Origin of the sequence: Reichenbachiella sp. MALMAid0571 (genome assembly GCF_040151475.1) — a bacterium.
Classification (GTDB): domain Bacteria; phylum Bacteroidota; class Bacteroidia; order Cytophagales; family Cyclobacteriaceae; genus CAXBNB01.
Genome location: NZ_JBDKWG010000132.1, coordinates 1 through 23019, shown reverse-complemented (window position 1 = coordinate 23019; position 23019 = coordinate 1). Strand labels below are relative to the sequence as shown.

The window sequence follows — 23019 nt, the reverse complement described above, 5'->3', positions numbered from 1 at the left end:
GTTATTCACTTATATAATTTCAAAATATCTATTCAATTGCCAATCTGTAATGGCTTTTCTTTGTTGTTGGTCTTCCCACTCTCTGGTATAAGCAAAATGCTCAACGAACTGATCTCCAAATAAATCTCTGGCGGCATCAGACGCCTTCAATGCCATAGCAGCATTGGTCAACGTGGTAGGCAACAAAAGGTCTTTTGCATATTGTTTTTCGTAAGCGTTTCCTTCTACGGGTTCTGTTGGTTCTATTTTATTTTCAATACCCCACAAACCCGAACCCAAAGAAGCAGCCAGAGCAAGGTATGGGTTGATATCTGCCGCACTAATCCGGTATTCCACCCTTTGAGATTTTGGAGTACCGGGAATTGCTCGAATGGCACAAGTACGATTATCAATTCCCCAAGACGCTACCGTTGGAGCCCAGAATCCTGGGATCAAACGTGTATAGCTATTGCAAGTAGATGCCACCATTGCCAATATTTGTGGCATCAACTGTTGTTGACCACCAATAAACCAACGCATTTCATCGGACATGCTATGAGGATTTTTTTCATCATAAAATGCACTAGAACCATCGCTGTTTTTCAGTGACATGTGCAAATGGCCTGACTGTCCGGGATAACTCGCAGACCATTTGGCCATAAAGGTTGCCATCAGGTCGTTTTGTTGAGCCAATACTTTAATGAAAGTCTTGAATAAAACTGCATTATCTGCGGCTTTAAGGGCATTACAATGCTCAAGTGCCGCCTCTATTACCCCTGGGCCTGTTTCAGTATGCAACCCTTCAATCGGCATATCCATAGCTTCTGCCATCTCCATAATCTGATGGTATAAATCTGCATGAGTAGAATTTCTAAGGACAGAATATCCAAAATTCCCCGGAGTGATAGTTTTTAGATTTTTATACCCCTTCTCTCTGATGCTCTCAGGTGTTTCGTCAAACACGAAAAACTCAAACTCAGAAGAAGCAGTAGCAGTATATCCATGTTTGTTCAATCTGGCCAATACTTTTTTCAAAATTGACCTGGGGCAAACTCCTTCTGCCGTGCCTCCAGAAAAATCAGCTAAAAACAAAATGGATTGATTGTCTTCCGTCGGAAGCATTCTGGCACTTGTAGGATCAATTTGAGCCCATGCATCAGGAAAAGCAGTCTTCCAACCCGTATATGAATCTTTACCATATAGCTCATCGTTCGAATCCCATCCAAATATCACATCACAAAAACCGAATCCGTTTTCCAAAGCTGACTCAAACTTTTTCTTCTGAACATACTTACCTCGCAATACCCCATCACTATCGGTTACTGCCAGTTTTATATTTTCAATCTGATTGTCTTCTATAAATTTTCTTGCACTCTGAATGTCACTGAGATTTTCGGGCTTCATAGCATTTATTGTTTTGAATGTTTTCAGGTACTATTAACTACACTTTAATGTCAACCGTTTGAGTTCTGGTTCATTGCAAACTCTTCTTCGGGTGACAGAATCAAACGATGGCGTCCTTGTATTGCAAAATATAACAAACCAACAATTAAATAAGCAATAGCACTAAAAACAGCAACCCGGTAAGATGAATCCTGTAATTGGAAATAGATAGTAACCAAGGCGATAACAATAGTAAGCCAGGCACCTCCTTTACCCATCGGACTAATATAGGGACGCTCCAAATCCGGTCTTTTTATCCTCAAAAGCAGGAATGAAGCGCACTGCAATACATAGGATAGCATTGCACTAAAAACAGCCATATTGAGTAGTGCCCCACCTATAAAAACACCACTTTCCTCTGCTCCGGACAAAAATCTCGTCAACATCAAAACACCAAAACCAATAACCGAACCAGCTATTAAAGCCATGTATGGCGTTTTACGTTTGCTATGTGTTACTGATAGAAATGTCGGGAAATACCCGGCTCTTGACAAAGAATATATCTGCCGTCCAAAAGCAAAAATGATAGTATGAAAAGAAGCAATAAGACCAATGACTGCCACCAAAGTCAATCCTTTGGCTATACTACTTCCAAATAATTCCTTAAACCCATCTAATAGTGGTTCTCCTGATTGAGACAGAGCAAATGCCCCAAGTGGTATTGAAGAGTTTAACCACAAAATCATAAAAGCAGAAATAATCAATGTAACCATACCATAAGTCAATCCTTTAGGCATGTCCTTTTTTGGATCTACTGATTCCTCAGCTGCCAAGGGCAATTGTTCTATGGCTAGAAACAACCAAACTGCAAATGGCATAGCACCCAAAGCTCCTACAATACCCATAGGTAAAAAATCGCCATTACCTCCATTCAACAACTCTGCTTTACCTGATGCTCCTGCTTTAATATTCAGTGCATTCGTAAAAAAATCAATATTACCTATTGAAGAAATCCAAAATACGACCAAACATAACAAAGCAAGAATGGTCACTACAACAGTAAGACGAAAAGACAACTCAACACCTGCTATGTTTAGAATAGTGAAAAAAGTATAGAATCCGAACCACCAATAGGGCAAACTATTCGGGCCGGTATCGAAGATTCCACTCATATAAGAACTGATAAAAAAGACAATAACAGCAGGTGTCAACACAAATTCCAGATTCTCCACCAAACCAGTAAAAAATCCACCCCAGGGCCCCATAGCCGAACGAGCAAAGGAATATGCTCCTCCTGTGTGTGGAAGTGCCGGAGACATTTCCGCCACACTTTGTGTTAGTCCTATATACATTATCGCAATGATAACTGTGGCTATAAACATACCGCCCCAGCCTCCTGATGCCAAACCCAAATTCCAACCTGAAAAGTGCCCTGAAATCACAGCACCTACCCCTAATGCCCAAAGCGACCAAACTCCTGCGTGGCGTTTTAACTCACGTGATTCAAAATACGACTTGTCCATTTTTTTGTAGGACACTCCTTTCACCTGATTGCTCATAGATAAAGTTTCAGTTGATAATAAAAATACCCGATTGTTTATTTGTTTCTAAACTCACTCACGAGAAAAGATAAAATTACATTTATTTTTCATTTTTAATTGTAAATGATATTTTTTTTTCATAATTTCATGAAATAAAAATATTCCACTACATGAGCTGTTTTGAAAAAATCAATAAAATCTTAGTTTCAGGAACCAAATCTGAAAAAAGAATTGCCAGCTACCTGCTTTCCGATTTTCCATTTTCCGCTGTAGGTAACCTATCAGAAATATCTGAGAACGTGGAAATATCCATACCAACCATACAGCGCATGGTATTGAATATGGGATATTCCGGTTTTCCTGAATTCAGAAAAAATATATTACTAGAACTTACTCAGGAACAAGGTGCCAGTCCCTTGGCACGAATGAGTAAATCTAAACAAGCACCACAGGAAGAACATACCTATCAACAAACCATCAAAAACATACAAGCTACTTTTGCTAACATAAAACCAGAAACTCTGGAAAAGGCTTCATCTCTTCTGGCTGATGAAACATTAGGACTTTGGTGCATAGGTGGAAGACTTACCGGAACTTTAGCAACTCTTTTTGCCCGACACCTTAAAACGATTAGACCAGAGGTGTACGAATTTATCTCTTATGAAGGGGCTTTAGCAGACATCTATATTAATGCCGGAAAAAAAACACTTCTTTTTATCACAGACATCAGACGATATGATACCTCAATCTTTGAATTGTGTAAAGCGGTGAAAGAAAAAGGAACGAAAATAATATTGGCTACTGACACGTGGGGTTCACCATCCAAAGCTTATGCGGATATCGTTATTCCCGTTTACACTGGATCTCCATCGGGATGGGACTCTAATGCTTCCATGATGGTAGTATTGGAAGAAATAATGGCTCAAACCACAAAAAAAATAGGCAGTAAGGGACGCAAGCAACTCAAACGTCGGGAAAGTTTTGGAAAACTTATTTCAGAAAAAAACCAATTGCTTTAAAGGCCATTGATGCCGTTAATTGGAGTATTTCCTCTGCTCAAAGCAACCATGTGAAACCATAAGATGGTACTTACCAAAGAAATCATTTTTTTTACAAGCATATTTTGATTACCTTTTCCACGGATTTTTTAGAACAAATAAGGCTAACAGCCGTTTTCACTCTTACGCACATTGATTGTGCATGCTTTTTTTAAGTAAATTATAACTATCAGATAATCAGATACAAAAAATCGAGCATAATAAGAGTGTTATGTTGCTTAAAAAATGCTTTTTTATATTTTATGTAAGTTTGCAGGAAATATAAAGACAAGAAAATAGTTCTATTAACAGGTAATAGGAATAAGTAGTACAGATAAAATCAACAGATGCAACAGAACAAAAAAGGAAGACCACCGACCAAAAAAGTGGAATTAAAAGAGGGATTTTATATAGAATTAAGGAATAAAGATTCTAATTCACCTATCAAGTTAAGAAGAAATAGCATGCCTGAAATTGAAATGGCAATTAAACAATACGAGAAGAGTAAAATTGTCACGTATTTAGGCCAAGTGAAAGGTGGAAAGTGGATGGATGGTAAGAATCAGGGAAAAAAGACTGCATAATGTCTCTTTGAGTTGAACTTCAAAAAAGTACAAGAATTCAATTAACTATAATTGTTTAACAGAACTCACCCGTAAACCCTGCAAATAAGGAATTATGGGTGAGTTTTTTTATTCAGGCTACACTTATAACTCGCTAAAACTATAGATTTTGCAGACACCCAATTCCGAAAAAGGATCATGGTATTTGGATGTCCTTAACCCAACAAATGGTACTTGAGCTTCCAGGGAAGCATTATAGTCAACCATGGTGTCTCCAAAAAATACCATGTCTGTTCCAAATCTATTCTTAATACTGAGCAGCACATCTGATTTTCTTTTCACTCCCCCATGTAACTCAACAAACAAATTATCGAGATTGTGCCTTTTCAAGTGAAGGTTTACCTCATTTTGAGAAGAACCGGAACATACGAATTTCTTGTTCTCACTATGCTCCACAATAAATTCTCTCGCACCTTCTACAAAATCAACATTTAGTATTTCAGGATCCATTTCGGTAAAAGATTTCTGCATAAGCTCTTCTACAAAGTCATCCGCATCATTCATCTGGATGATATCGCTACATATTGTTTGAAACCTTGCTTTTCTTGGTGTACCACCAGATCCTACCAAATAAGACTTAATCTGCTCTTGATGTTCACTAAATTCTTGAAACAAATCAAAAAAATACTCAAACTTAAAATCTTCGGAATGAAAAATAACTCCGTCTTTATCAAAAACTAAAATAGTATTGTCCGTGATCGACGGCTTTGGAAAATGAGTCATAACTGTCTTAAATACTTCAACGATCTATGGTCGCATTTCTTCGGTTAAACTCCCAAAAATATATAAATCAGGATGGTTACAATGCATAGAATGATGGACAAATGCCTGGCATATTTCCAATGTGTCATGTCTAGTAAATCAATTTCACCTGTATGAAGGTCTTTGACGTTTGGATAAAAATGAGATACTCCAAACATCACAGCCATATTTAGTAAAAACTCAATACCCCATATATGAATAAAGTGCATATCCACTTGTAATATAAAAGTGCACATGATATAAAAAACCAACCCAACCACCAATGCGGCTTTGGCACCAGCAGCCGATATTCTGGGAATGAAAAAACCAGCCAACATAATAGAGGCTACAGGAATGAAAAATATTCCATTAAGTTGCTGGAGCAACTGATACAAGCCATCAGGAGCATTGGCCACCATAGGTGCTACCATAATGGCGAACACAGCCAATATAGTTGATGTCCATTTTCCAATCATCACCAGTTTATGATCTTTTACATCCGGCTTGATATGCCTTTTGTACACATCAACACTAAATATGGTGGCTGCACTGTTGAGCACACTATTGAATGTACTGAGAACCGCTCCCATCACTACTGCGGCAAAAAAGCCTATAAACCAGGTAGGAAGAACTTTTTTGATAAGCTCTGGATACACCATATCCTGTGTAGCATACATACTGTCACCAAAGTAATAGAATCCAATCACACCAGGAAGAATAATGATCAAAGGAACCAGTATTTTTAACACCCCTGTGTATAAAAGTCCCTTCTGAGCTTCAACCAGATTTTTTGCACCTAATGCCCGTTGAATGATGGTCTGGTTCATACACCAGAAGTAAATCTGATTAATTATCAATCCTGTGAAAAGTGTCTCAAAAGGCATAACAGAATCTTTTGCTCCAACGACGTTGAATTTTTCCGGCACTGCCTTATAAACAGTAGAAAGCCCTGTGAATATATTGCCATCTCCTATACTGATCAAAGCCAATACCGGAACTGCCATTCCGCCAATCAACAACCCATAGCCATTGATGGTATCAGATACCGCAACAGCCTTGAGTCCTCCAAATATTGCATATACAGAACCTATGATCCCGACAGCCAAAACGGTAAACCACATTCCCTCGGATTTTGACACTCCCAAAACTTCAGAGATGTTAAAAATGCTCTCTAAATTAATGGCACCAGTATATAACACTATAGGTAGCAATGTTACTACAAAAGATACTATAAGAAACAAAGCTACTAATGTACGGGTAAAGCCGTCAAACCTGTTTTCCAAATACTGAGGAATAGTGGTCAATCCCATCTTCAGGTATTTGGGAACAAAATAAATAGCCGCACCAACAAGTGCTAAAGCGGATGTGACTTCCCAACCTATTATAATAAATCCGTTCTTATAGGAAGATCCATTCATTCCGATCAGGTGTTCGGTTGAGATATTGGTAAGTAGCATAGAACCAGCTATAACCACTCCTGTAAGACTTCTTCCTCCCAAAAAATAACCATCCTGAGAATCTAATTTTTCATTTTTAAGTCGATACCATGAATAGATGGCTACAAAAGCTGTAAAAGCCAAAAAGGTCAAAAAAGTGTACATGTATAGTTGATTTAGTTAAGTCAAATATTTTCGGTTTCCCGAAAAAACAAACTGTCAACCCTCAATAGGTTGACAGTCATAAATATATCGGTTTAATTCATATTCTCATTAAACATATTGAAAACAAATTGTGGTTGTGCATTTTCAACTGCTTACTGAAACATTCTTTTCAGTGATTTCTTCCAATGCCACTACCCGGTTTTCTTTCATGGAAATATTGGCAGCTATACCAATAGCCAAAGATACCATTCCATCCTTTGCTCCCACATTAGGTTTTTCATTCTTATTGAGACAATCAATAAACTCTCTCATTTCATTATAATAAGAATCAATGTACCTGTCCATGAAAAAGTTCAGTGGAAGAGGCCCGGATTGCCCATTTTTATCATAATAATAATGATTATCCGGAGTATTGTTGGTTGTACCGGCCATGCCTGCCGATCCGAATACTTCCACTCGCTGATCATAGCCATATACTGCTTGCCGGCTGTTGTCGATGGTAGCAATACATCCGTTTTCAAAAGTAAGTGTGATCACAGCAGTGTCGATATCACCAGCCTTGCCAATTTCCGGATCAACCAGATTTTTACCAACTGCAAAAACCTGCTTTACTTCACTACCCGCCATAAATCTGGCCATATCGAAATCATGTATGGTCATGTCAACAAACATGCCTCCTGAACTTTTGATATAAGATACCGGAGGTGGTGCAGGATCACGGCTGGTAATCTTCACAATGTGTGGTTCTCCTACTTTTCCTTCATTTATCAACGATTTAATTTTTTTGAAATTAGGATCGAACCTACGGTTGAAACCGAGCATAAATTTCACTCCTGACGCTTCGATAATATCTTCCAGTTCCTGAACCGTTTCAAGTGAAAGATCCATTGGTTTTTCACAAAAAACCTGCTTTCCGGCTGTTACAGCAGCCAGAATGTTTTCAGCATGCCTGTCCGTAGGAGAGCATATCACCACAGCTTCAACATCAGGATTGCTTATCAAATCCCTATAGTCTGTATAAAAGTTCGGAACGTTATATTGTTCAGCCAGAGACTTAGAAGATTCTAAAACATCTGAAATTGCCACAACATTTACTTCCGGGAATTTCAATACAAGGTTGTCCAAATGGATTCGTCCCATTCGTCCTACTCCAATGATGCCTACATTTATTTTGTTCATTTTAATTCTTATTTTTTATCAGTTAAGTATAAATCGACTCTTATAAACCAATTGTTTTAAGGTAATCACGATTGGCTTGTGCACAATTTTTAGGATTACCCATACCAGGAAGTACATCTTGCTCTACTACTACCCAACCCGAATAATTTTGATTGTTAAGCTCCTTTAATACGCCTTTGAAATCAACTGCACCCTTACCCAATTCACAAAAGACACCTTCCTGAACTGATTTAAAGTAGTCCCAATCATTCTTTTGTGCCAGTTCAGCAATAGCCGGATCAAAATCCTTGAAATGCACATACCAGATTCTTTCCTTATACTTTTTGAGTGCTTGTAATGGGTCTCCACCACCAAACTGATAATGACCAGTGTCCAGACACAGGCCTAATAAATCTTTGTCTGTATGTTGCAATAACATTTCTACTTCTTCCGGGGTTTCCACATAACCTGCACAGTGATGGTGAAAAACAGTTTGAAAACCAAAAGCTTCCTTCACTGCAAAAGCAATTTGGTTGGCACCTTCAGCAAAAACTTTCCACTGTTCTTCGGTAAGCCCCATAGAGCCTGTAATTCTTCCTGCGTTTTTAGCTCTTTGCTCAACAGAGCCATTGTCATCAGCCAATACTATTCTAGCCCCTTCGTACCCTGCATAGTACATCAATCCTGCAATCTTTAGGGCTTCAGCTATACCTGCAAGATGATTTTTCCTATCAACCAAAGCCACAGGAACAAAAGCCCCTAACAACTCAAGATTTCTATCAGAAATGTCTTTAGACAATAAATGAGGTTTAGTCGGCATAAATCCCCAGTCACCAAGCTCAGTGCCTTCATAGCCTGTTTCCCTGATCTCATCAAGTACTTGTTCGTATCCGGCTGTTTTCCCATCCAAATCGAATTCCAGGACACCCCAGGAACACGGTGCATTTGCAATTTTTATCATTGAAATTGTTTGTTTATAAATAAGGTTAAGTTGTTTAGAATTTCCTTGACCATTCTTTAGGCCATCTTTCTATTACCACTTTGGTTTGTGTGAAAAATTCGATGGCATGCCTTCCTTGTCCGTGTAGATCTCCGAAGAAGCTGTCTTTCCAACCGCTAAACGGAAATTGAGCCATAGGAGCAGCTACTCCGATGTTGATTCCAATATTTCCTGCCATAGCCTGATTTCTGAATTTTCTGGCGTTAGCTCCATTGTTGGTAAAAAGACAAGCGGAGTTTCCGTATTTGCCATTGTTTACAAATGCAATTGCATCATCAATAGTATTCATGTGTAGCAAACTCATCACAGGTCCAAATATTTCCGTTTCAATGACTTCACCATTCAGGTTAACATTCTCCAATATGGTTGGAGCAATAAAGTTTCCATTCTCAAAACCTGATATTTTAGCATCTCGACCATCAAGTAATATATTGGCACCTTCGTCAACTCCCTTTTGTATCAGGTAATTGATTCTATCCTTACTGTCTTTGGTAATAACAGGCCCCATTTCTACCTTTTCGTCAAGTCCAAAACCTGTAATCTTAGCTTTAGAACTTTCGTACAATGCATCTTTGATTTCATTGTTTTGATCCCCTACCGTTACGATGGTAGAAGCTGCCAAACACCTCTGGCCTGCACATCCATAGACACTATCAGAAATAATTTTTGATGCCATTTCCACGTCAGCATCAGGAAGTACAATCACAGGATTTTTAGCTCCACCTTGCGCCTGAACCCTTTTTCCATACTGTGTCCCTTTGGAATAAATGTACCTGGCCACCCCTGTACTACCTACAAAGCTTATAGCCTTTACATCCGGATGCTCCAACAAGGCATCTACTGACTCTTTTCCTCCATGTACCATATTAACCAAACCTTCTGGTAAACCAATCTGGTCTATCAACTTAAAGATTTTAATCATAGTCAACGGCACTTTTTCCGAAGGTTTTACGATCATGCTATTGCCGCAAGCAATGGCATAAGGCAAGAACCAAAAAGTGATCATACTAGGGAAGTTGAAAGGAGCTATACAAGCAGTCACACCTAACGGTTGTCTGATCATAAATTCATCAACTCCCCTCGCTATATTTTCAGAAAACTCACTTTGCATGAGCATTGGTGCTCCACAGGCGGTCTCTACATTTTCAATGGCACGCTGCAATTCTCCCTTGGATTCTGCCAACGTTTTGCCGGACTCAAGCGTAATGGTTTCTGCTATATCGTCCAGGTTTTCTTCCAGCAATCTTTTCAATTTGTAAAGGGGCTGAACACGTTGCATCACAGGCACATCTTTCCACTCATTATAAGCCTTCACACCTGCCTGAACAGCAACATCTATATCTACAGCAGTACCACTTCCATAAGGAACTTGCGCCAGTTCTTCCTGATTCGCTGGGTTTATCACTCCAATCGACGACTGGCTTTTACTTGCTACCCACTTATTACTAATATAATTTTCTAATACACTCATTATTCCGGCTTATTAATAATACAATTTTTGTTTTTTCTTATTTTCACTATAATCCTTATAGGCCTCTTGTACCGTTTCCATTTCCGAGCATTCAGCTACTGGCACTTCCCACCATGAATATCCATCCACTCCTTCGTACCGGTCACATTCGGTATAGATCACGGTTGTTTTGTCTATATTTTTTGCCTCTTTCAGTCCAGCCTGCAATTCGTCAAAATTGTTGCATTCTATGACATGAGCACCAAGGCTTCTTGCATTGGCAGCCAAATCAACAGGCAATGTCTTTACCACCTGCCCATTTACCGAATCAGTCACTACTTGTCCTTCATTTCGCTCTACAAATCGGGTACCATAGCCCTGGCTTCCCAGCGACCTTGATAGTGATCCAATGCTTTTGTACCCATCATTATTAATAAGTACAATTGTTAATTTGTAGCTCTCCTGAATGGAAGTAACGATTTCCTGAGCCAACATTAAATAACTCCCATCTCCCACCATTACATATATTTCCCTATCTGGGTCTGCCATTTTAGCTCCAAATCCACCAGCTATTTCATATCCCATACAAGAGTATCCGTATTCAAGATGGAAACCTTTGCTACTCTTTGTTCTCCAAAGTTTGTGAAGATCACCAGGCAAACTCCCCGCAGCACAAACCACCACGTCGTTTTCGTCTGAAAAATCATTTACTGAGCCAATGATTTCTCCCTGACTCATCAATTCTTTATGCCTTTTACCATAAATCTCCGAAACTTTTGAGTCCCAAGACAGATTGTAATTCTTTACTTCATCCTGATATTCTTTGGGCACCTGAAAGTCTCTAAGAGATTCTAATAGTTCTTCCAGTATCACCTTGGCATCTCCCTGAAGCATCAATCCATTGTGTTTGGCTGAGTCAAATTCTGAGACATTAATGTTTATGAATTTGACATTTGGGTTTTGAAATGCCGTTTTAGAAGCAGTAGTAAAATCACTAAACCTCGTCCCTATGCCAATCACTACATCTGCTTCTTTTGAAATTTCAACAGCACCTGGAGTACCAGTAGCACCTACTGCCCCCAAATTATGGGGATCATCATATCTCAAAGCTCCTTTTCCTGCAAATGTTTCCGCAACCGGGATGTGAGTAGTGTCAACAAATGTTTTCAATACACCTAAAGACTCGCTATAGTGTGCTCCTCCACCAGCAACAATCAATGGTTTTTTGCTGCTTTTGATCAATTTTATCGCTTCAGAAAGCAATGAACTATCCGGACGTGTACGTTGAATTTTCCATACCTTCTTTTGAAATAATTGTTCCGGAAAATCGAAAGATTCAGCCTGTACATCCTGCGGTAGTGCAAGTGTTGCTGCTCCGGTATCTGATGGAGATGTCAAAATCCTCATTACCTCAGGCAAAGAATAAATCAATTGTTCTGGCCTGTTGATTCTATCCCAATACTTGGAAACAGGCTTAAAGCAATCATTTACTGATATATCCTGCGATGCGCCTGATTCCAGTTGTTGCAATACAGGAGAAACATTTCTTTTGGCAAAAATATCACCGGGAAGTAATAGCACCGGCAATCTGTTGATAGTAGCTCCGGCTGCTGCAGTGAGCATGTTAGTCGCTCCTGGCCCTATAGAAGTAGTACATACCAATGCACTCATTCTATTTTTCATTTTGGTATAAGCAGCAGCTGTATGCACCATCGATTGCTCGTTTCTGCACTGGTAATATTTCAGATCGTTTTGTTGTTGAATGGCCTGTCCCAGACCAGCCACATTGCCATGTCCGAATATCCCAAAGCATCCGGCAAAGAATTTATTCTCAGCACCATCTCTTTCTACATATTGGTTGTTGAGAAATTTGATGACAGCCTGAGCTACAGTAAGTTTGATAGTTGACATAGTTAAAACCCTCCTCTGTTTTCTATAAATTTCATTGACTCTTCCAGAGAAGGCATAAAGTTTGCGCATCCCGGCTGAAGCACAACCTGTGCTCCACTTGCATTGCCCATACGGCAAGCCTTATATAAATCCCATCCTTGCAGGTAACCATAAATAAATCCACTTGCGAATGCATCTCCAGCACCAAGAACATTGAGTACTTCAACAGGAAAGCCAGGCACTTTTTGAGCTGTGCCATCCGCATTGTGAATGGTCACGCCATCAGCTCCACTTTTCACAATAAGGGTTTTCACTCCCAATGAAAGTATCTCCTCTATTGCTAATGGTAAATCTCCTTTAATTTCAGGTGCTGAAATTTGCTGGTCTTTAATAGTCACCTGATCACTGGAGTGAAGCATGGTAGCCAGTATTTCTTCTTCCGTACCAATAGCAATGGTGGTTTTAGGCAGAATAGATCTGGTCATCAGACCAAAAGACCTTACATCCTGCCATTGATCAGCTCTAAAATCAAGGTCAAGTAATACCGGAACTTTATGCTTGTTTGCCAATTCTACAGCATGGAATACCGCACTACGAGTTGGTTCTACATTTAGTGCAGTTCCTGATATTTCGAGCAAACGACTGCCTGCAATATTGGCTTTGTCCACATGATCAACTGTTATTTTATTATCAGCACAGTTGTCACGGTAAAAAACTAAAGGAAATTTATCAGGTGGTTGGATGCCCAACACAACGGCACTGGTTCTGGCATTTTGCAACTTAGGGATGTAATCCACATTGACGTGTTCCTTTCTTAAAAAAGAAAGAATAAAATCTCCAATCTTATCTTCACCTACTGCGGTGAGCAAAGCGGCATTCATACCCAATCTGCTACACCCTACTGCTATATTCAATGGAGATCCTCCGACATAAGCGTCAAAGCCCTTTATATCTTCAAATTCGGCTCCAACATTTTGGGAATAAAGATCAATAGATGATCTTCCCATAGTAATTACATCGACAATATTATTATTGCTACTTGTTTGCATTTTCGTGTTTTAATTTGCTGTAACCATAGGAATTCTTGGATCTTTCCCCATCCATGAATCATAAATCCATTTATGATCAGGGTCATCAGTAGCTGCCAGAGATTGATCACTTCCAGTTAAAAAATTCAGATAGTAAATATTGTATCCATGACCTGCTGCTACAGGATGATACCCACTAGGAATCATCACTAAGTCATTATTGCGTGCTACTGCCAATTCATCCAAACTCCTGTCTTGTGAATAGATTTGCTGTATGGCATAGCCCTGTGGTTTATCCGTTTTATAAAAATAAGTCTCTTCTAATCGTGCTTCTCTCACCTTGCCGTTTTCATCCAAAATCCGCTCATCATGCTTATGAGCAGGAAATGAACTCCAGTTTCCAGAGGGAGTATATACCTCAACAGAAACCAATCTTTGACATCCAAAACCCGGCTCTATCAGGGAATTGATCTGACGGGTGGCATTGTCACCTCCGCGGATTTCAATGGCTACTTCATCAGGAGTTTTAAACCTTGCAGGAAAATCCTGATCGGCTTCAGACCATCCACAGGCAATATCCAATACCTCACTTTCTGCTGTAAGTTCAAACTCTGTATGACGTGACAAGTACAAAGTATGGGCAATACCAGTAAATACACTTTCTCTACCGTTTACTGTTTTCCAACTGCCTTTATCTGTTTTTACCGAATAATTTCCAGATAAAAGAATAATCCCGTATTCATTGTCTCCAGTATATCCTTTCCACACTTCTCCCTTTTTCATCAGTCGGGCATTGAAATTCAAATATTGCCATTCGGCATCTTTTGCCAATACTTCCTGATATATTCCAAAGCCTGAGTTTCCTTTTACCAACAATGGGTATTTTTTATCTCTTTTCATAAATCTTAATTTTTATTCGATTGCAACTTTTCTTTTGAATAAAAGACCTGACCGCTGGTTTCTGGCCAAAGAGCCAGCGGTCAATAGTCTTTAGTCAACAAAAGATTTTAATAGTCAATTATGAATTGACATATATTGTTATATGACTATAAAAAGTCACTGTTTTTTCGTGCAGAACCCAATAATTCAAACTTCTCCATCAAGAAGTCTTTTTGCTCATCTATATAGACTTTACCTGGTACTATGGGATCAAACTTATCAGGGTAGTTATTGAAAAATTCTCTATGTACTCTGGTCCAGATCAATCTGGTATCGGTAGCAATATTTACTTTGCAAATACCATATTGAATGGACTCCTTTAGTTGCTCAGGGTCAACTCCCTGAGCCGAGTTATTCAGTTTGCCTCCGTAAGAATTGATGGCTTCTATTTCTTTGTGGTTTACTGTAGAACCTCCATGAAGCACCAAAGGAAAACCCTCTAGTTTTTGCCTGATTTCTTTTAAAATATCAAACTGCAAGCCCTGACCTCCTGAAAATTTATAAGCCCCATGCGAGGTTCCAACTGCTATGGCCAGACTGTCACAACCGGTTCGCTCTACAAACTCTACTACATCATCGGGATTGGTGTATTTTGCGTATTTATCTTCAATGGAAATATCGTCTTCTACTCCACTCAACACGCCGAGTTCTGCTTCTACGCTAATGTTGGCTTCATGTGCCTTCTCTACTACTTTAATGGTTCTGGAAATATTGCTTTCAAAATCTTCGTGAGAAGCATCTATCATTACAGAGGTATATTGCCCAGACCTAATAGCATCAAATGCATGGTCTTCTACACCATGATCTAAGTGCACAGCAAACACAGTATCGGGATAGATTTTTGATGCCGCATCAATCATAGCCAACAGCATCTCTGCATTGGCATAATTTCTTGCTACCGGGGTAGTCTGAACAATAAAAGGAGATTTACTTTCCTGTGCTGCAGCAAACAATCCCAGTACCTGTTCCATAGTAAAAACATTGACAGCCGCTATGGCATACTTCCCGTAACAGGTTTGAAATAGTTGATCTGTAGTGACTTTCATTGTATCAGTTTATAGTCTTTTTCATCGACTCATTCCGCCAGACAATTCTATATTTTTTACCTTTTGGAATTATAAATTTGAAAGTAAAAAGTGGATTTACAGCGTGCTTTGAAGGATAATTTAATGCAAAGGTTTGCAATCCATTCCTGCAAAGGTTTGCATTTTGAGAGGCATTAAAAATACAGTAGAAAAGAAGTTAATTCATCTGAATTGCAAGTTGATGTATTGTTTGATCTACGATGAATTTCAACTTTAAAACACCAGAGACTTAGGCAAAAAGGAATCCAATAAAAATTATCTTTATTTTCTTCGGGATGAATCCCGAACTACCAATTCTGGCTTTAAAACCTCATGACGAAATTCTCTCTCCTCATCGGGGCTGCTTATGGCTTTGAGTAAAATCCGTGCCGCCAGCATTCCCATCTCATAAGTAGGCTGGTCAATAGTAGAAAGAGATGGATATGAAAAAGAAGAGAAAGGATCATTGTCAAAACCTATTACAGCTATTTCTTCTGGAACTCTGATATTGCTTTCTCTCAAAACAGATAATGTACCTATTGCTATCCCGTCATTTACAGCAAAAATTGCATCCGGTTTTTCTTTCAATTTTAACAATCGTTTAGCTGGCTCTATTCCATCTTCCATTTGAAAAAACTGACTCTGTACAATGAGGTCCTCATCAATCTCAATATTATGTTTCTTCAAAGTGTCAATGTATCCGTTTTTGCGATGCTCGGCTATAGATAGATTTTTAGGTCCGGCAATGTGAGCAATTCTCTTGCATCCCATGCTGATAAGATGCTCTACTGCCTGACAAGCACCATCGTAATCATCGACAAGAACTTTGTCTGCCTGAAGTCCTTCACAGTCCCTGTCAAATACCACGAGTGGTATATTGTTTTGGCGAAGCTTTTCAAAATGAGAATAATCAGTAGTATCAAAAGTACTGGAGATCAAAAAACCATCAACTCTTGACGATAGCAGCGTATCAATCCCCCTTTTCTCGGTCTCATAGGATTCGTTAGACTGGCTGATTACTGCATGCTGTCCTTCCGGATCTAAAACATCCTGAATGCCACATATAATACTTGAAAAAAAGTAGCTCGTAATTTCCGGTACAATGATTCCTATGTTATTGGTCTTGCGGTAGAGTAAGCTTAATGCCAGGGCATTTGGTTGATAGCCTAACTTTTTTGCCAATTCCTGCACCATTACTTTAGTCTGGTCTTTGATGGCAGGATGGTCCCTCAGAGCCCTTGACACAGTGGAAGGAGAGATTTTTAACTCTCTGGCTAAATCTATAATGGTCACTGATCCTGACATAGGGCTTTCTTTAAGAAGGCGGTAAATATAGAAAAACCATTCATCAAAAATTTTACTTTGAAAACTCTTTTGGTTTCTTTTATTATTTTAAGATTAACTAAATATTAAAAGATTCGTTTCCGTAACTTTGCGAGCTGTAATACATAAAGAGAGATAATGTCAAAAATTTGTACGATTGGCCATATTACAAAAGATAGGGTCGTAACAGTTGGTTCGGAAAGGTATATGCCAGGAGGAACGGCTTTTTATTTCAGTAAGGCGTTGAACCAATTGAACGGAGACTTTAAGCTGTTGACCGCAGTGGGCGAAAAAGAAAAAAGTGTAGTAGAAGGCCTTGAAAAAGAAGGCATCAAAATCGTGTGTCTGCCTAGTGAGCATTCCGTCTTTTTTGAAAATATATATGAAATAAATCAGGACAATCGGGAACAAAATGTGTTGGCAAAAGCTACTCCGTTTACCACTAATAATGTACCAGGTACCTCTGCAGACTACATCCATTTGGGACCCTTGCTGAATGACGATATTACACTCGAATTGATTGAAAAACTAGCAGAAAACGGTAAAATATCTCTTGATATTCAAGGTTTCCTGCGCTATACAGAAAATCAAAAAGTGAAATATTCTGATTGGGTTGACAAAAAAAAGGGACTCCAATTTGTTCACACCTTAAAAGCAAATGAGAAAGAGACTGCTATTATATCAGGTAAAAAAGACTATAAGGAAGCGGCTTATGCACTGGCTGATTTGGGAGTAAAAGAGGTAATTATAACTTTGGGAAGTCATGGTTCGATCATCTATGCTGAAAATACTTTTTATGATATTCCTGCTTATACACCCAACCAAGTGATAGATGCTACAGGATGCGGAGATACCTACATGGCAGGCTACCTATACAAGCGAGGGCAAGGTGCTTCTATAGACGAATCCGGCCGTTTTGCAGCAGCTATGGCAACTCTGAAAATTCAATCTTTTGGCCCTTTTAGCAATACTGAACAAGAAGTATTGGAATTGGTTGAAGGAAATGAAGTACTAAAATAATTCCGAAACTGTTTCATCAACATAATCGGGATTAGAAATCGGAAACTGAGCATTGGTTTCGACTTGCATTTGTTTTAGTCTGCTTTTTAATTCTTTTACTTTATCCGGATATTTCTCTGAGAGGTCTTTGGTTTCACCCAAATCATCTTTCAGGTTGTACAATTCTGTCTTATCGTAGTGGTAGAATTCGATCAGCTTCCAATCTCCTACTCTAATAGCTGCCCCTGGAGTCCATGTGCTTCCATGATAATGAGGATAATGCCAGAATATCGCTTCCCTTTCTATCCCTTCTTCTCCTTCTAATAATGGTACAATACTTAATCCATCCAAAATCTGATCAGGCAGCAAAGGTATCCCTACCAACTCCAATATTGTTGGATAAAAGTCATTACTGATTACAGGCACATTATTCGTTCCATTAATCGCCATACTTTCCGGAGCTTTGACAATAAGTGGCACACGGATACCTCCTTCGTAGCACCACCCCTTCCCTGCTCTCAAAGGCTTCACAGATGTCGGTGCTTTTCTATTTTTACCTAAAGTAGATAACCCTCCATTATCACTCGTAAATATCACAATTGTATTATCAGAAGATTTTCTATTTGATCCAACAACCTGCCAACATTTTCATCCATTGCATATACCATAGAGGCGTAACTTGGATTGTACTGTTCAGAAACCGTGCTTCCTTCATGTTCATCAAGCATTTTGGGAGCATCTTCATCCAACAATTCACTCGCTTTTTTCTTAAACTCTTCCAAATGCCTTTTACTGGCTTGAATAGGAGTATGAACTGTGTAATAAGAAAGGTATAACAAAAACGGATTTTTCTTATTTTCTTTCATAAATTGAATTGACTCATTGGTCAGACGATCTGGAAGATACTCCCCTTCAGGCCCATCTTCTAATTTCGGGTTTTTATATGGAGAATAATACCCACCGGGGGGAAATCCTTTGTGGTGTCCCCCTTTATTGATATCAAAACCCTGATCTTCAGGAAAGAAGCCCTCGTCTCCCAAATGCCATTTACCGGCAAAAAAAGTCTTGTACCCGTTTTCCTTTAGTCTCTCGGCAATAGTCAATTCTTCCAAAGGAAGTTCATCCAAATCTTGTGGACCAATTAGTTTCGTGTTTTTTGGATTCTGCCCGGGAATCCAGTCAGTAATATTCAACCTTGAAGGATATTTTCCTGTCATGATAGAAGCACGTGTAGGAGAGCAAACGGGACAAGAAGCGTAAGCATCTGTGAACATCATTCCCTGAGATGCCATTTTATCCAGATTGGGTGTTTCATAAAACGTACTGCCATAACATCCAAGGTCGTTCCAACCTAGGTCATCCACCAAGATAAAGACGATATTGGGTGGGCGATGACTGGTGCAACCCAAAACAAACAATAGGGATAGGATTACGAAAGATTTTATTATGTTAATATTCATTTTACTAATGTAACAAAAAGCAAATAATAAAATCGACTCAAGTTTGCTTGTTTGCCATTCTATAAGAAGAATGTTCCCAGAGAAATGCATCAGACAGAAACCACAGATTAAGCAAACATTTCAGCCCTCAAAAATTCACGAGCAAAACAAAAGCCATTAACTTCGCTTCATTACAGAATTTAATCCACTAAGATGAATAAATATTTTCTATGCTGTCTGACAGCAGTAGCCTTTATTTTTAAAAGCCTCGCACAATCCCCGATAGATTATGTTAACCCTTTTATCGGAAGTTCCAATTTTGGAGCGACTAATCCGGGTGCTGTCGTACCTCAGGGTCTGGTTTCAGTGGCACCTTTCAACGTAACTGGTTCGAAAGAAAATATTTTTGACAAAGACGCCCGATGGTGGTCCACTCCATATGCTTATGAAAACAGCTATTTCACCGGATTTTCCCATGTCAATCTGAGTGGTGTTGGTTGTCCGGAACTTGGCACTATTTTACTGATGCCTACCACTGGTAAAGTTGAGGCTGACATTACAAAATATGGCTCTGCTTATGAAAATGAAACCGCCTCTCCAGGCTATTATTCTAATTTCCTTTCAAAATATAAGATAAAAACTGAAGCAACGGCCTCTCAACGTGTAGGACTTTCACGGTTTGTTTTTCCAGAAGGAAAGTCAAATATTCTCATTAATCTTGGTGATGCACTAACCAACGAAGTGGGTGGCAGCATCGACATAGTGAACGAAACAGAGGTGGAAGGCTGGCGAATGACGGGGAGCTTTTGCTACAATGATGGATCGGAGCGTCCTGTTTATTTTGTAGCAAAATTTAGCAAACCGTTCAAATCAAGTGGGGTTTGGAAACAAATGCCCGAAATGCAGGCAGAAGCCAGTTGGTCAGCTACCAGCGGAAAAATCAAATACTATGAAGGATACTCAGCTCCAATAGCAGGAGATAAGGTAGGTGCCTGGCTTTCATTCGACACAAAAGACAATGAAGAGGTACTGGTGAAAATAGGAGTTTCTTATGTGAGTATTGACAATGCCCGTGAGAATTTGAAAGTTGAAATGCCAGGTTTTGATTTTGATAAAATACTTAGTCAAGCAAAAGAATCATGGACAAAAGCACTATCTAAAATAGAAGTAGAAGGTGGAACTGACGAACAGAAAATCATTTTTTACACCTCACTCTACCACATCAACCTTCACCCCAATGTGATCAGCGATGTAAATGGACAATATCCAAAAATGGAATCTTACGACATAGGACAAGTAAAAAGTAGAGAAAGATATACTGTATTTTCTCTTTGGGACACCTATAGAAATGTTCACCCATTTATGTCTCTGGTTTATCCAAAACAACAGTTAGACATGGTCAACTCACTCATAGACATGTACAAAGAAAGTGGTTGGCTTCCTAAATGGGAACTTAACAGCAAAGAAACTCACGTAATGGAAGGCGACCCATCTATCCCCGTAATTGTAGATACTTACTTCAGGGGGTTAAGGGATTTTGACCATAAAATGGCCTATGAAGCGATGTTTAAATCAGCTACGGCAACCGGAAAAGACAACAAACTACGTCCGGACAATGATGACTACTTGTCCAAAGGGTATGTACCTCTGATGAAAGAATTTGACAACTCCGTATCCCATGCGCTGGAGTATTATATAGCAGATTGGAATCTGGCTCAGTTTGCTAATGCCTTAGGTAAAAAAGACGATTACTCTCGTTTCTTCAATCAGTCTTTGAGATACAAGGAGTATTTTGATAAGGAATTCAATATGATCCGTCCAAAATTAGCTGATGGTACTTTTCTACCAACTTTTGATCCTAAACAAGGAGAAAATTTTGCTCCATCACCAGGCTTTCATGAGGGCAATGCCTGGCAATATACGCTTTACGTACCGCACGATATCAACGGCATAAAAAAGCTCATGGGTGGCAACAAAGTATTTGTCAATACGCTTCAAAAGATTTTTGACGACAAGCACTTCGATATGGCCAACGAACCCGATATCAACTACCCTTATTTGTTCAACTATGTAAAAGGGGAGGAATGGCGAACCCAACAGCAAGTTAGAAAGCTAATCAACACCTATTACAAAAACAGCCCTGATGGCATCCCTGGCAATGACGACTGTGGTACATTGTCCACATGGGCAGTATTCAGCATGATTGGCATCTACCCTGTCTGTCCGGGAAATATGGATTTTGCCATCACTTCTCCCATATTCGACAAAGTGACCATACACCTTGATTCTGACTATTATAATGGAGAAAAGCTAGTGATCAATACAAAAAAGTCTGATACTAAAGATATATATATTGATAAAATGATACGCAATGGAAAACCGTGGAACAAATATTTTATTTCACATCAGGAAATCACAAAAGGCGGTATCTTCAATTTTGAATTGAAAAACAAGCCATAAGGATTACGGAAAAAAATCTCACACTTTCTAACCAACGAATTATGAATTTTTTAAAATACCTAAGTCTCGCTATTGTATTTAGCCTGCAAGTTCTAAGTCCGGCAAAAGCACAGGAAAAATATACCCCTCTTGCTCTTTCCAATCCCGATTCATGGACTATGATCATGCTACCCGACCCACAATCGTACGTGAAATTTGGCAGAAACCAGGGAATTTTCGAATTGATGACAGGATGGATTGAAGACAACCTTGATCGATTGAATATTGAAATGGTGCTGTGTACGGGTGATCTGGTGGAACAAAATGAACTTTTAGTGCCTGACAATGTGAATGGCAATGAGCCAAGCAGAAGTCAGTGGATTGCCGTATCAAGGGCATTTGAAAGACTGGACAACAAAGTGCCATATATCTTGGCTGCAGGCAATCATGATTTTGGATATAAAAGCGTAGAAAACAGAAGTTCGAACTATAACGAATACTTTCCTGCCCATAGAAACCTCTCCAACGTCAAGATCTTAAAGGAAGCAGGAAAAAACAAGGAAGGCAAACCAACACTCCAAAACGCTGCTTTTGAATTTATTTCTCCTCACAACCGTAAATTCCTATTCATGAATCTGGAGTTTGCCCCGAGAGACACTGTGATCTATTGGGCTCAGAATGTAGTAAAAAAAGAGACGTACAAAGACCACACTGTCGCAGTACTTACTCACTCTTACCTCAACTCAAAAAACCAACACATAGAAAAAGAAAACTACCCTATAACAGACGGTAACTACGGGAAAGCCATTTGGGAGAAATTGGTACAGCCTTCAAAAAATGTACAGATGGTATTTTCTGGTCACATCGGTGGAGCTGATAATTTTAAAGAACATGTCGGATTTAGAACAGACAAAAATACCGGAGGCAAAAAAGTGAATCAGGTGACTTTCAATGCTCAGGCTATGGGTGGTGGCTGGCATGGAAACGGTGGTGATGGATGGTTGAGGATTTTGGAATTTCTTCCTGACGGAAAAACAGTAAAAGTACGAACATTCTCTCCTTTTTTTGCTATTTCCCCCAGCACCAAACACCTGGCATGGAACAAGGAAGCTTACAATGAATTCACTTTTGTATTGGACTAAAAATCAAAAAAACATGGACGACTATTAAATAGCCGCCCATGCCCAAGCTGGTTGTAATGTTTCAAAATGACTACCAATTATCTGTATCTGTATGCGCTTTTCTGTCTGTAGTTGCGGCCTCCGAAGTTGTTGTTTAGTTTCAGGATCACTCTGCCGGTGTAGGTTGGTTGCAGGTTTCTCATTCCAAGTCCCAATCCAAAACCAAGTGCATCGGACAACATGAAATCTGAAAATACTGATGGG

Annotated in this window: 17 protein-coding genes and 1 pseudogene; 5 read left to right on the top strand and 13 right to left on the bottom strand. The window is 39.2% G+C overall.

The features are described 5' to 3' along the window. Window positions 1–9: 9 nt before the first annotated feature. Together AAOP42_RS12220 and AAOP42_RS12215 are read right to left on the bottom strand one after the other, a co-directional pair. Window positions 10–1383, bottom strand: coding sequence for a glutamine synthetase family protein (locus tag AAOP42_RS12220; RefSeq protein WP_349528805.1), 1374 nt, complete (start codon window positions 1381–1383; stop codon window positions 10–12). A 50-nt stretch (window positions 1384–1433) separates the two neighbouring features. After that, window positions 1434–2921 carry an amino acid permease gene (locus tag AAOP42_RS12215; protein WP_349528804.1) on the bottom strand — a complete coding sequence of 496 codons (1488 nt, stop codon included), beginning with the start codon at window positions 2919–2921 and terminating at the stop codon, window positions 1434–1436. Between the two features lie 152 nt (window positions 2922–3073). On the opposite strand from AAOP42_RS12215, the gene AAOP42_RS12210 reads away from it, so the two are divergent. Then, entirely contained in the window at window positions 3074–3922 is an 849-nt protein-coding gene (locus tag AAOP42_RS12210) for a MurR/RpiR family transcriptional regulator (RefSeq protein ID WP_349528803.1), read from the top strand. Between the two features lie 365 nt (window positions 3923–4287). After that, a complete protein-coding gene (locus tag AAOP42_RS12205; RefSeq protein WP_349528802.1) occupies window positions 4288–4524 on the top strand; it encodes a hypothetical protein in 237 nt (78 codons plus the stop codon). A 123-nt stretch (window positions 4525–4647) separates the two neighbouring features. Here AAOP42_RS12205 and AAOP42_RS12200 read toward each other — a convergent pair whose 3' ends face one another. From AAOP42_RS12200 to AAOP42_RS12155, 10 genes are all read right to left on the bottom strand, one after another. Beyond that, complete coding sequence (locus AAOP42_RS12200) at window positions 4648–5286, bottom strand: HAD family hydrolase (protein WP_349528801.1); 639 nt, start codon at window positions 5284–5286, stop codon at window positions 4648–4650. Between the two features lie 44 nt (window positions 5287–5330). Further along, entirely contained in the window at window positions 5331–6905 is a 1575-nt protein-coding gene (locus AAOP42_RS12195; protein ID WP_349528800.1) for a solute:sodium symporter family transporter, read from the bottom strand. A 144-nt stretch (window positions 6906–7049) separates the two neighbouring features. Next, on the bottom strand, window positions 7050–8084 hold the full coding sequence (gene iolG, locus AAOP42_RS12190; protein WP_349528799.1) for an inositol 2-dehydrogenase: 1035 nt from the start codon (window positions 8082–8084) through the stop codon (window positions 7050–7052). Window positions 8085–8124: 40 nt separating this feature from the next. Further along, window positions 8125–9024, bottom strand: coding sequence for a TIM barrel protein (locus AAOP42_RS12185; protein ID WP_349528798.1), 900 nt, complete (start codon window positions 9022–9024; stop codon window positions 8125–8127). Window positions 9025–9058: 34 nt separating this feature from the next. After that, window positions 9059–10534, bottom strand: coding sequence for a CoA-acylating methylmalonate-semialdehyde dehydrogenase (locus tag AAOP42_RS12180; protein ID WP_349528797.1), 1476 nt, complete (start codon window positions 10532–10534; stop codon window positions 9059–9061). Between the two features lie 12 nt (window positions 10535–10546). Beyond that, on the bottom strand, window positions 10547–12424 hold the full coding sequence (gene iolD, locus AAOP42_RS12175) for a 3D-(3,5/4)-trihydroxycyclohexane-1,2-dione acylhydrolase (decyclizing) (RefSeq protein ID WP_349528796.1): 1878 nt from the start codon (window positions 12422–12424) through the stop codon (window positions 10547–10549). A gap of 2 nt (window positions 12425–12426) precedes the next feature. Next, window positions 12427–13452 (bottom strand): 5-dehydro-2-deoxygluconokinase, encoded by a 1026-nt coding sequence (gene iolC, locus AAOP42_RS12170; RefSeq protein ID WP_349528795.1) that lies wholly within the window; start codon window positions 13450–13452, stop codon window positions 12427–12429. Between the two features lie 9 nt (window positions 13453–13461). Beyond that, entirely contained in the window at window positions 13462–14331 is an 870-nt protein-coding gene (gene iolB, locus AAOP42_RS12165; RefSeq protein WP_349528794.1) for a 5-deoxy-glucuronate isomerase, read from the bottom strand. A gap of 146 nt (window positions 14332–14477) precedes the next feature. Further along, complete coding sequence (locus AAOP42_RS12160) at window positions 14478–15416, bottom strand: class II fructose-bisphosphate aldolase (protein ID WP_349528793.1); 939 nt, start codon at window positions 15414–15416, stop codon at window positions 14478–14480. Window positions 15417–15716: 300 nt separating this feature from the next. Beyond that, entirely contained in the window at window positions 15717–16739 is a 1023-nt protein-coding gene (locus tag AAOP42_RS12155) for a LacI family DNA-binding transcriptional regulator (RefSeq protein WP_349528792.1), read from the bottom strand. A 156-nt stretch (window positions 16740–16895) separates the two neighbouring features. Here AAOP42_RS12155 and AAOP42_RS12150 point away from each other — a divergent pair, with 156 nt between their 5' ends. Then, window positions 16896–17777, top strand: a complete 882-nt coding sequence (locus tag AAOP42_RS12150) for a PfkB family carbohydrate kinase (RefSeq protein WP_349528791.1) — start codon at window positions 16896–16898, stop codon at window positions 17775–17777. Here the strand turns inward: AAOP42_RS12150 and AAOP42_RS12145 are convergent. Then, window positions 17769–19216 (bottom strand): annotated as a pseudogene (locus tag AAOP42_RS12145) (sulfatase). The gene AAOP42_RS12150 and the pseudogene AAOP42_RS12145 sit on opposite strands and share 9 nt — an antisense overlap. A 192-nt stretch (window positions 19217–19408) precedes the next feature. Between AAOP42_RS12145 and AAOP42_RS12140 the strand changes: the two are divergent. Both AAOP42_RS12140 and AAOP42_RS12135 read left to right on the top strand, forming a co-directional pair. Continuing rightward, window positions 19409–21655 (top strand): GH92 family glycosyl hydrolase, encoded by a 2247-nt coding sequence (locus tag AAOP42_RS12140; RefSeq protein WP_349528790.1) that lies wholly within the window; start codon window positions 19409–19411, stop codon window positions 21653–21655. 41 nt (window positions 21656–21696) lie between these two features. After that, complete coding sequence (locus tag AAOP42_RS12135; RefSeq protein ID WP_349528789.1) at window positions 21697–22776, top strand: metallophosphoesterase; 1080 nt, start codon at window positions 21697–21699, stop codon at window positions 22774–22776. The last annotated feature ends 243 nt before the right edge of the window (window positions 22777–23019 follow it).

Excerpts from the sequence above, each read along its gene's own strand:
- AAOP42_RS12220 (WP_349528805.1), bottom strand. The coding sequence starts at position 1,383 with ATGAAGCCCGAAAATCTCAGTGACATTCAGAGTGCAAGAAAATTTATA.
- AAOP42_RS12215 (WP_349528804.1), bottom strand. The coding sequence starts at position 2,921 with ATGAGCAATCAGGTGAAAGGAGTGTCCTACAAAAAAATGGACAAGTCG.
- iolC (WP_349528795.1), bottom strand. The coding sequence starts at position 13,452 with ATGCAAACAAGTAGCAATAATAATATTGTCGATGTAATTACTATGGGA.
- AAOP42_RS12205 (WP_349528802.1), top strand. The coding sequence starts at position 4,288 with ATGCAACAGAACAAAAAAGGAAGACCACCGACCAAAAAAGTGGAATTA.
- iolD (WP_349528796.1), bottom strand. The coding sequence starts at position 12,424 with ATGTCAACTATCAAACTTACTGTAGCTCAGGCTGTCATCAAATTTCTC.
- AAOP42_RS12180 (WP_349528797.1), bottom strand. The coding sequence starts at position 10,534 with ATGAGTGTATTAGAAAATTATATTAGTAATAAGTGGGTAGCAAGTAAA.
- AAOP42_RS12195 (WP_349528800.1), bottom strand. The coding sequence starts at position 6,905 with ATGTACACTTTTTTGACCTTTTTGGCTTTTACAGCTTTTGTAGCCATC.
- AAOP42_RS12210 (WP_349528803.1), top strand. The coding sequence starts at position 3,074 with ATGAGCTGTTTTGAAAAAATCAATAAAATCTTAGTTTCAGGAACCAAA.
- AAOP42_RS12150 (WP_349528791.1), top strand. The coding sequence starts at position 16,896 with ATGTCAAAAATTTGTACGATTGGCCATATTACAAAAGATAGGGTCGTA.
- AAOP42_RS12185 (WP_349528798.1), bottom strand. The coding sequence starts at position 9,024 with ATGATAAAAATTGCAAATGCACCGTGTTCCTGGGGTGTCCTGGAATTC.
- iolB (WP_349528794.1), bottom strand. The coding sequence starts at position 14,331 with ATGAAAAGAGATAAAAAATACCCATTGTTGGTAAAAGGAAACTCAGGC.
- AAOP42_RS12135 (WP_349528789.1), top strand. The coding sequence starts at position 21,697 with ATGAATTTTTTAAAATACCTAAGTCTCGCTATTGTATTTAGCCTGCAA.
- AAOP42_RS12200 (WP_349528801.1), bottom strand. The coding sequence starts at position 5,286 with ATGACTCATTTTCCAAAGCCGTCGATCACGGACAATACTATTTTAGTT.
- iolG (WP_349528799.1), bottom strand. The coding sequence starts at position 8,084 with ATGAACAAAATAAATGTAGGCATCATTGGAGTAGGACGAATGGGACGA.
- AAOP42_RS12155 (WP_349528792.1), bottom strand. The coding sequence starts at position 16,739 with ATGTCAGGATCAGTGACCATTATAGATTTAGCCAGAGAGTTAAAAATC.
- AAOP42_RS12140 (WP_349528790.1), top strand. The coding sequence starts at position 19,409 with ATGAATAAATATTTTCTATGCTGTCTGACAGCAGTAGCCTTTATTTTT.
- AAOP42_RS12160 (WP_349528793.1), bottom strand. The coding sequence starts at position 15,416 with ATGAAAGTCACTACAGATCAACTATTTCAAACCTGTTACGGGAAGTAT.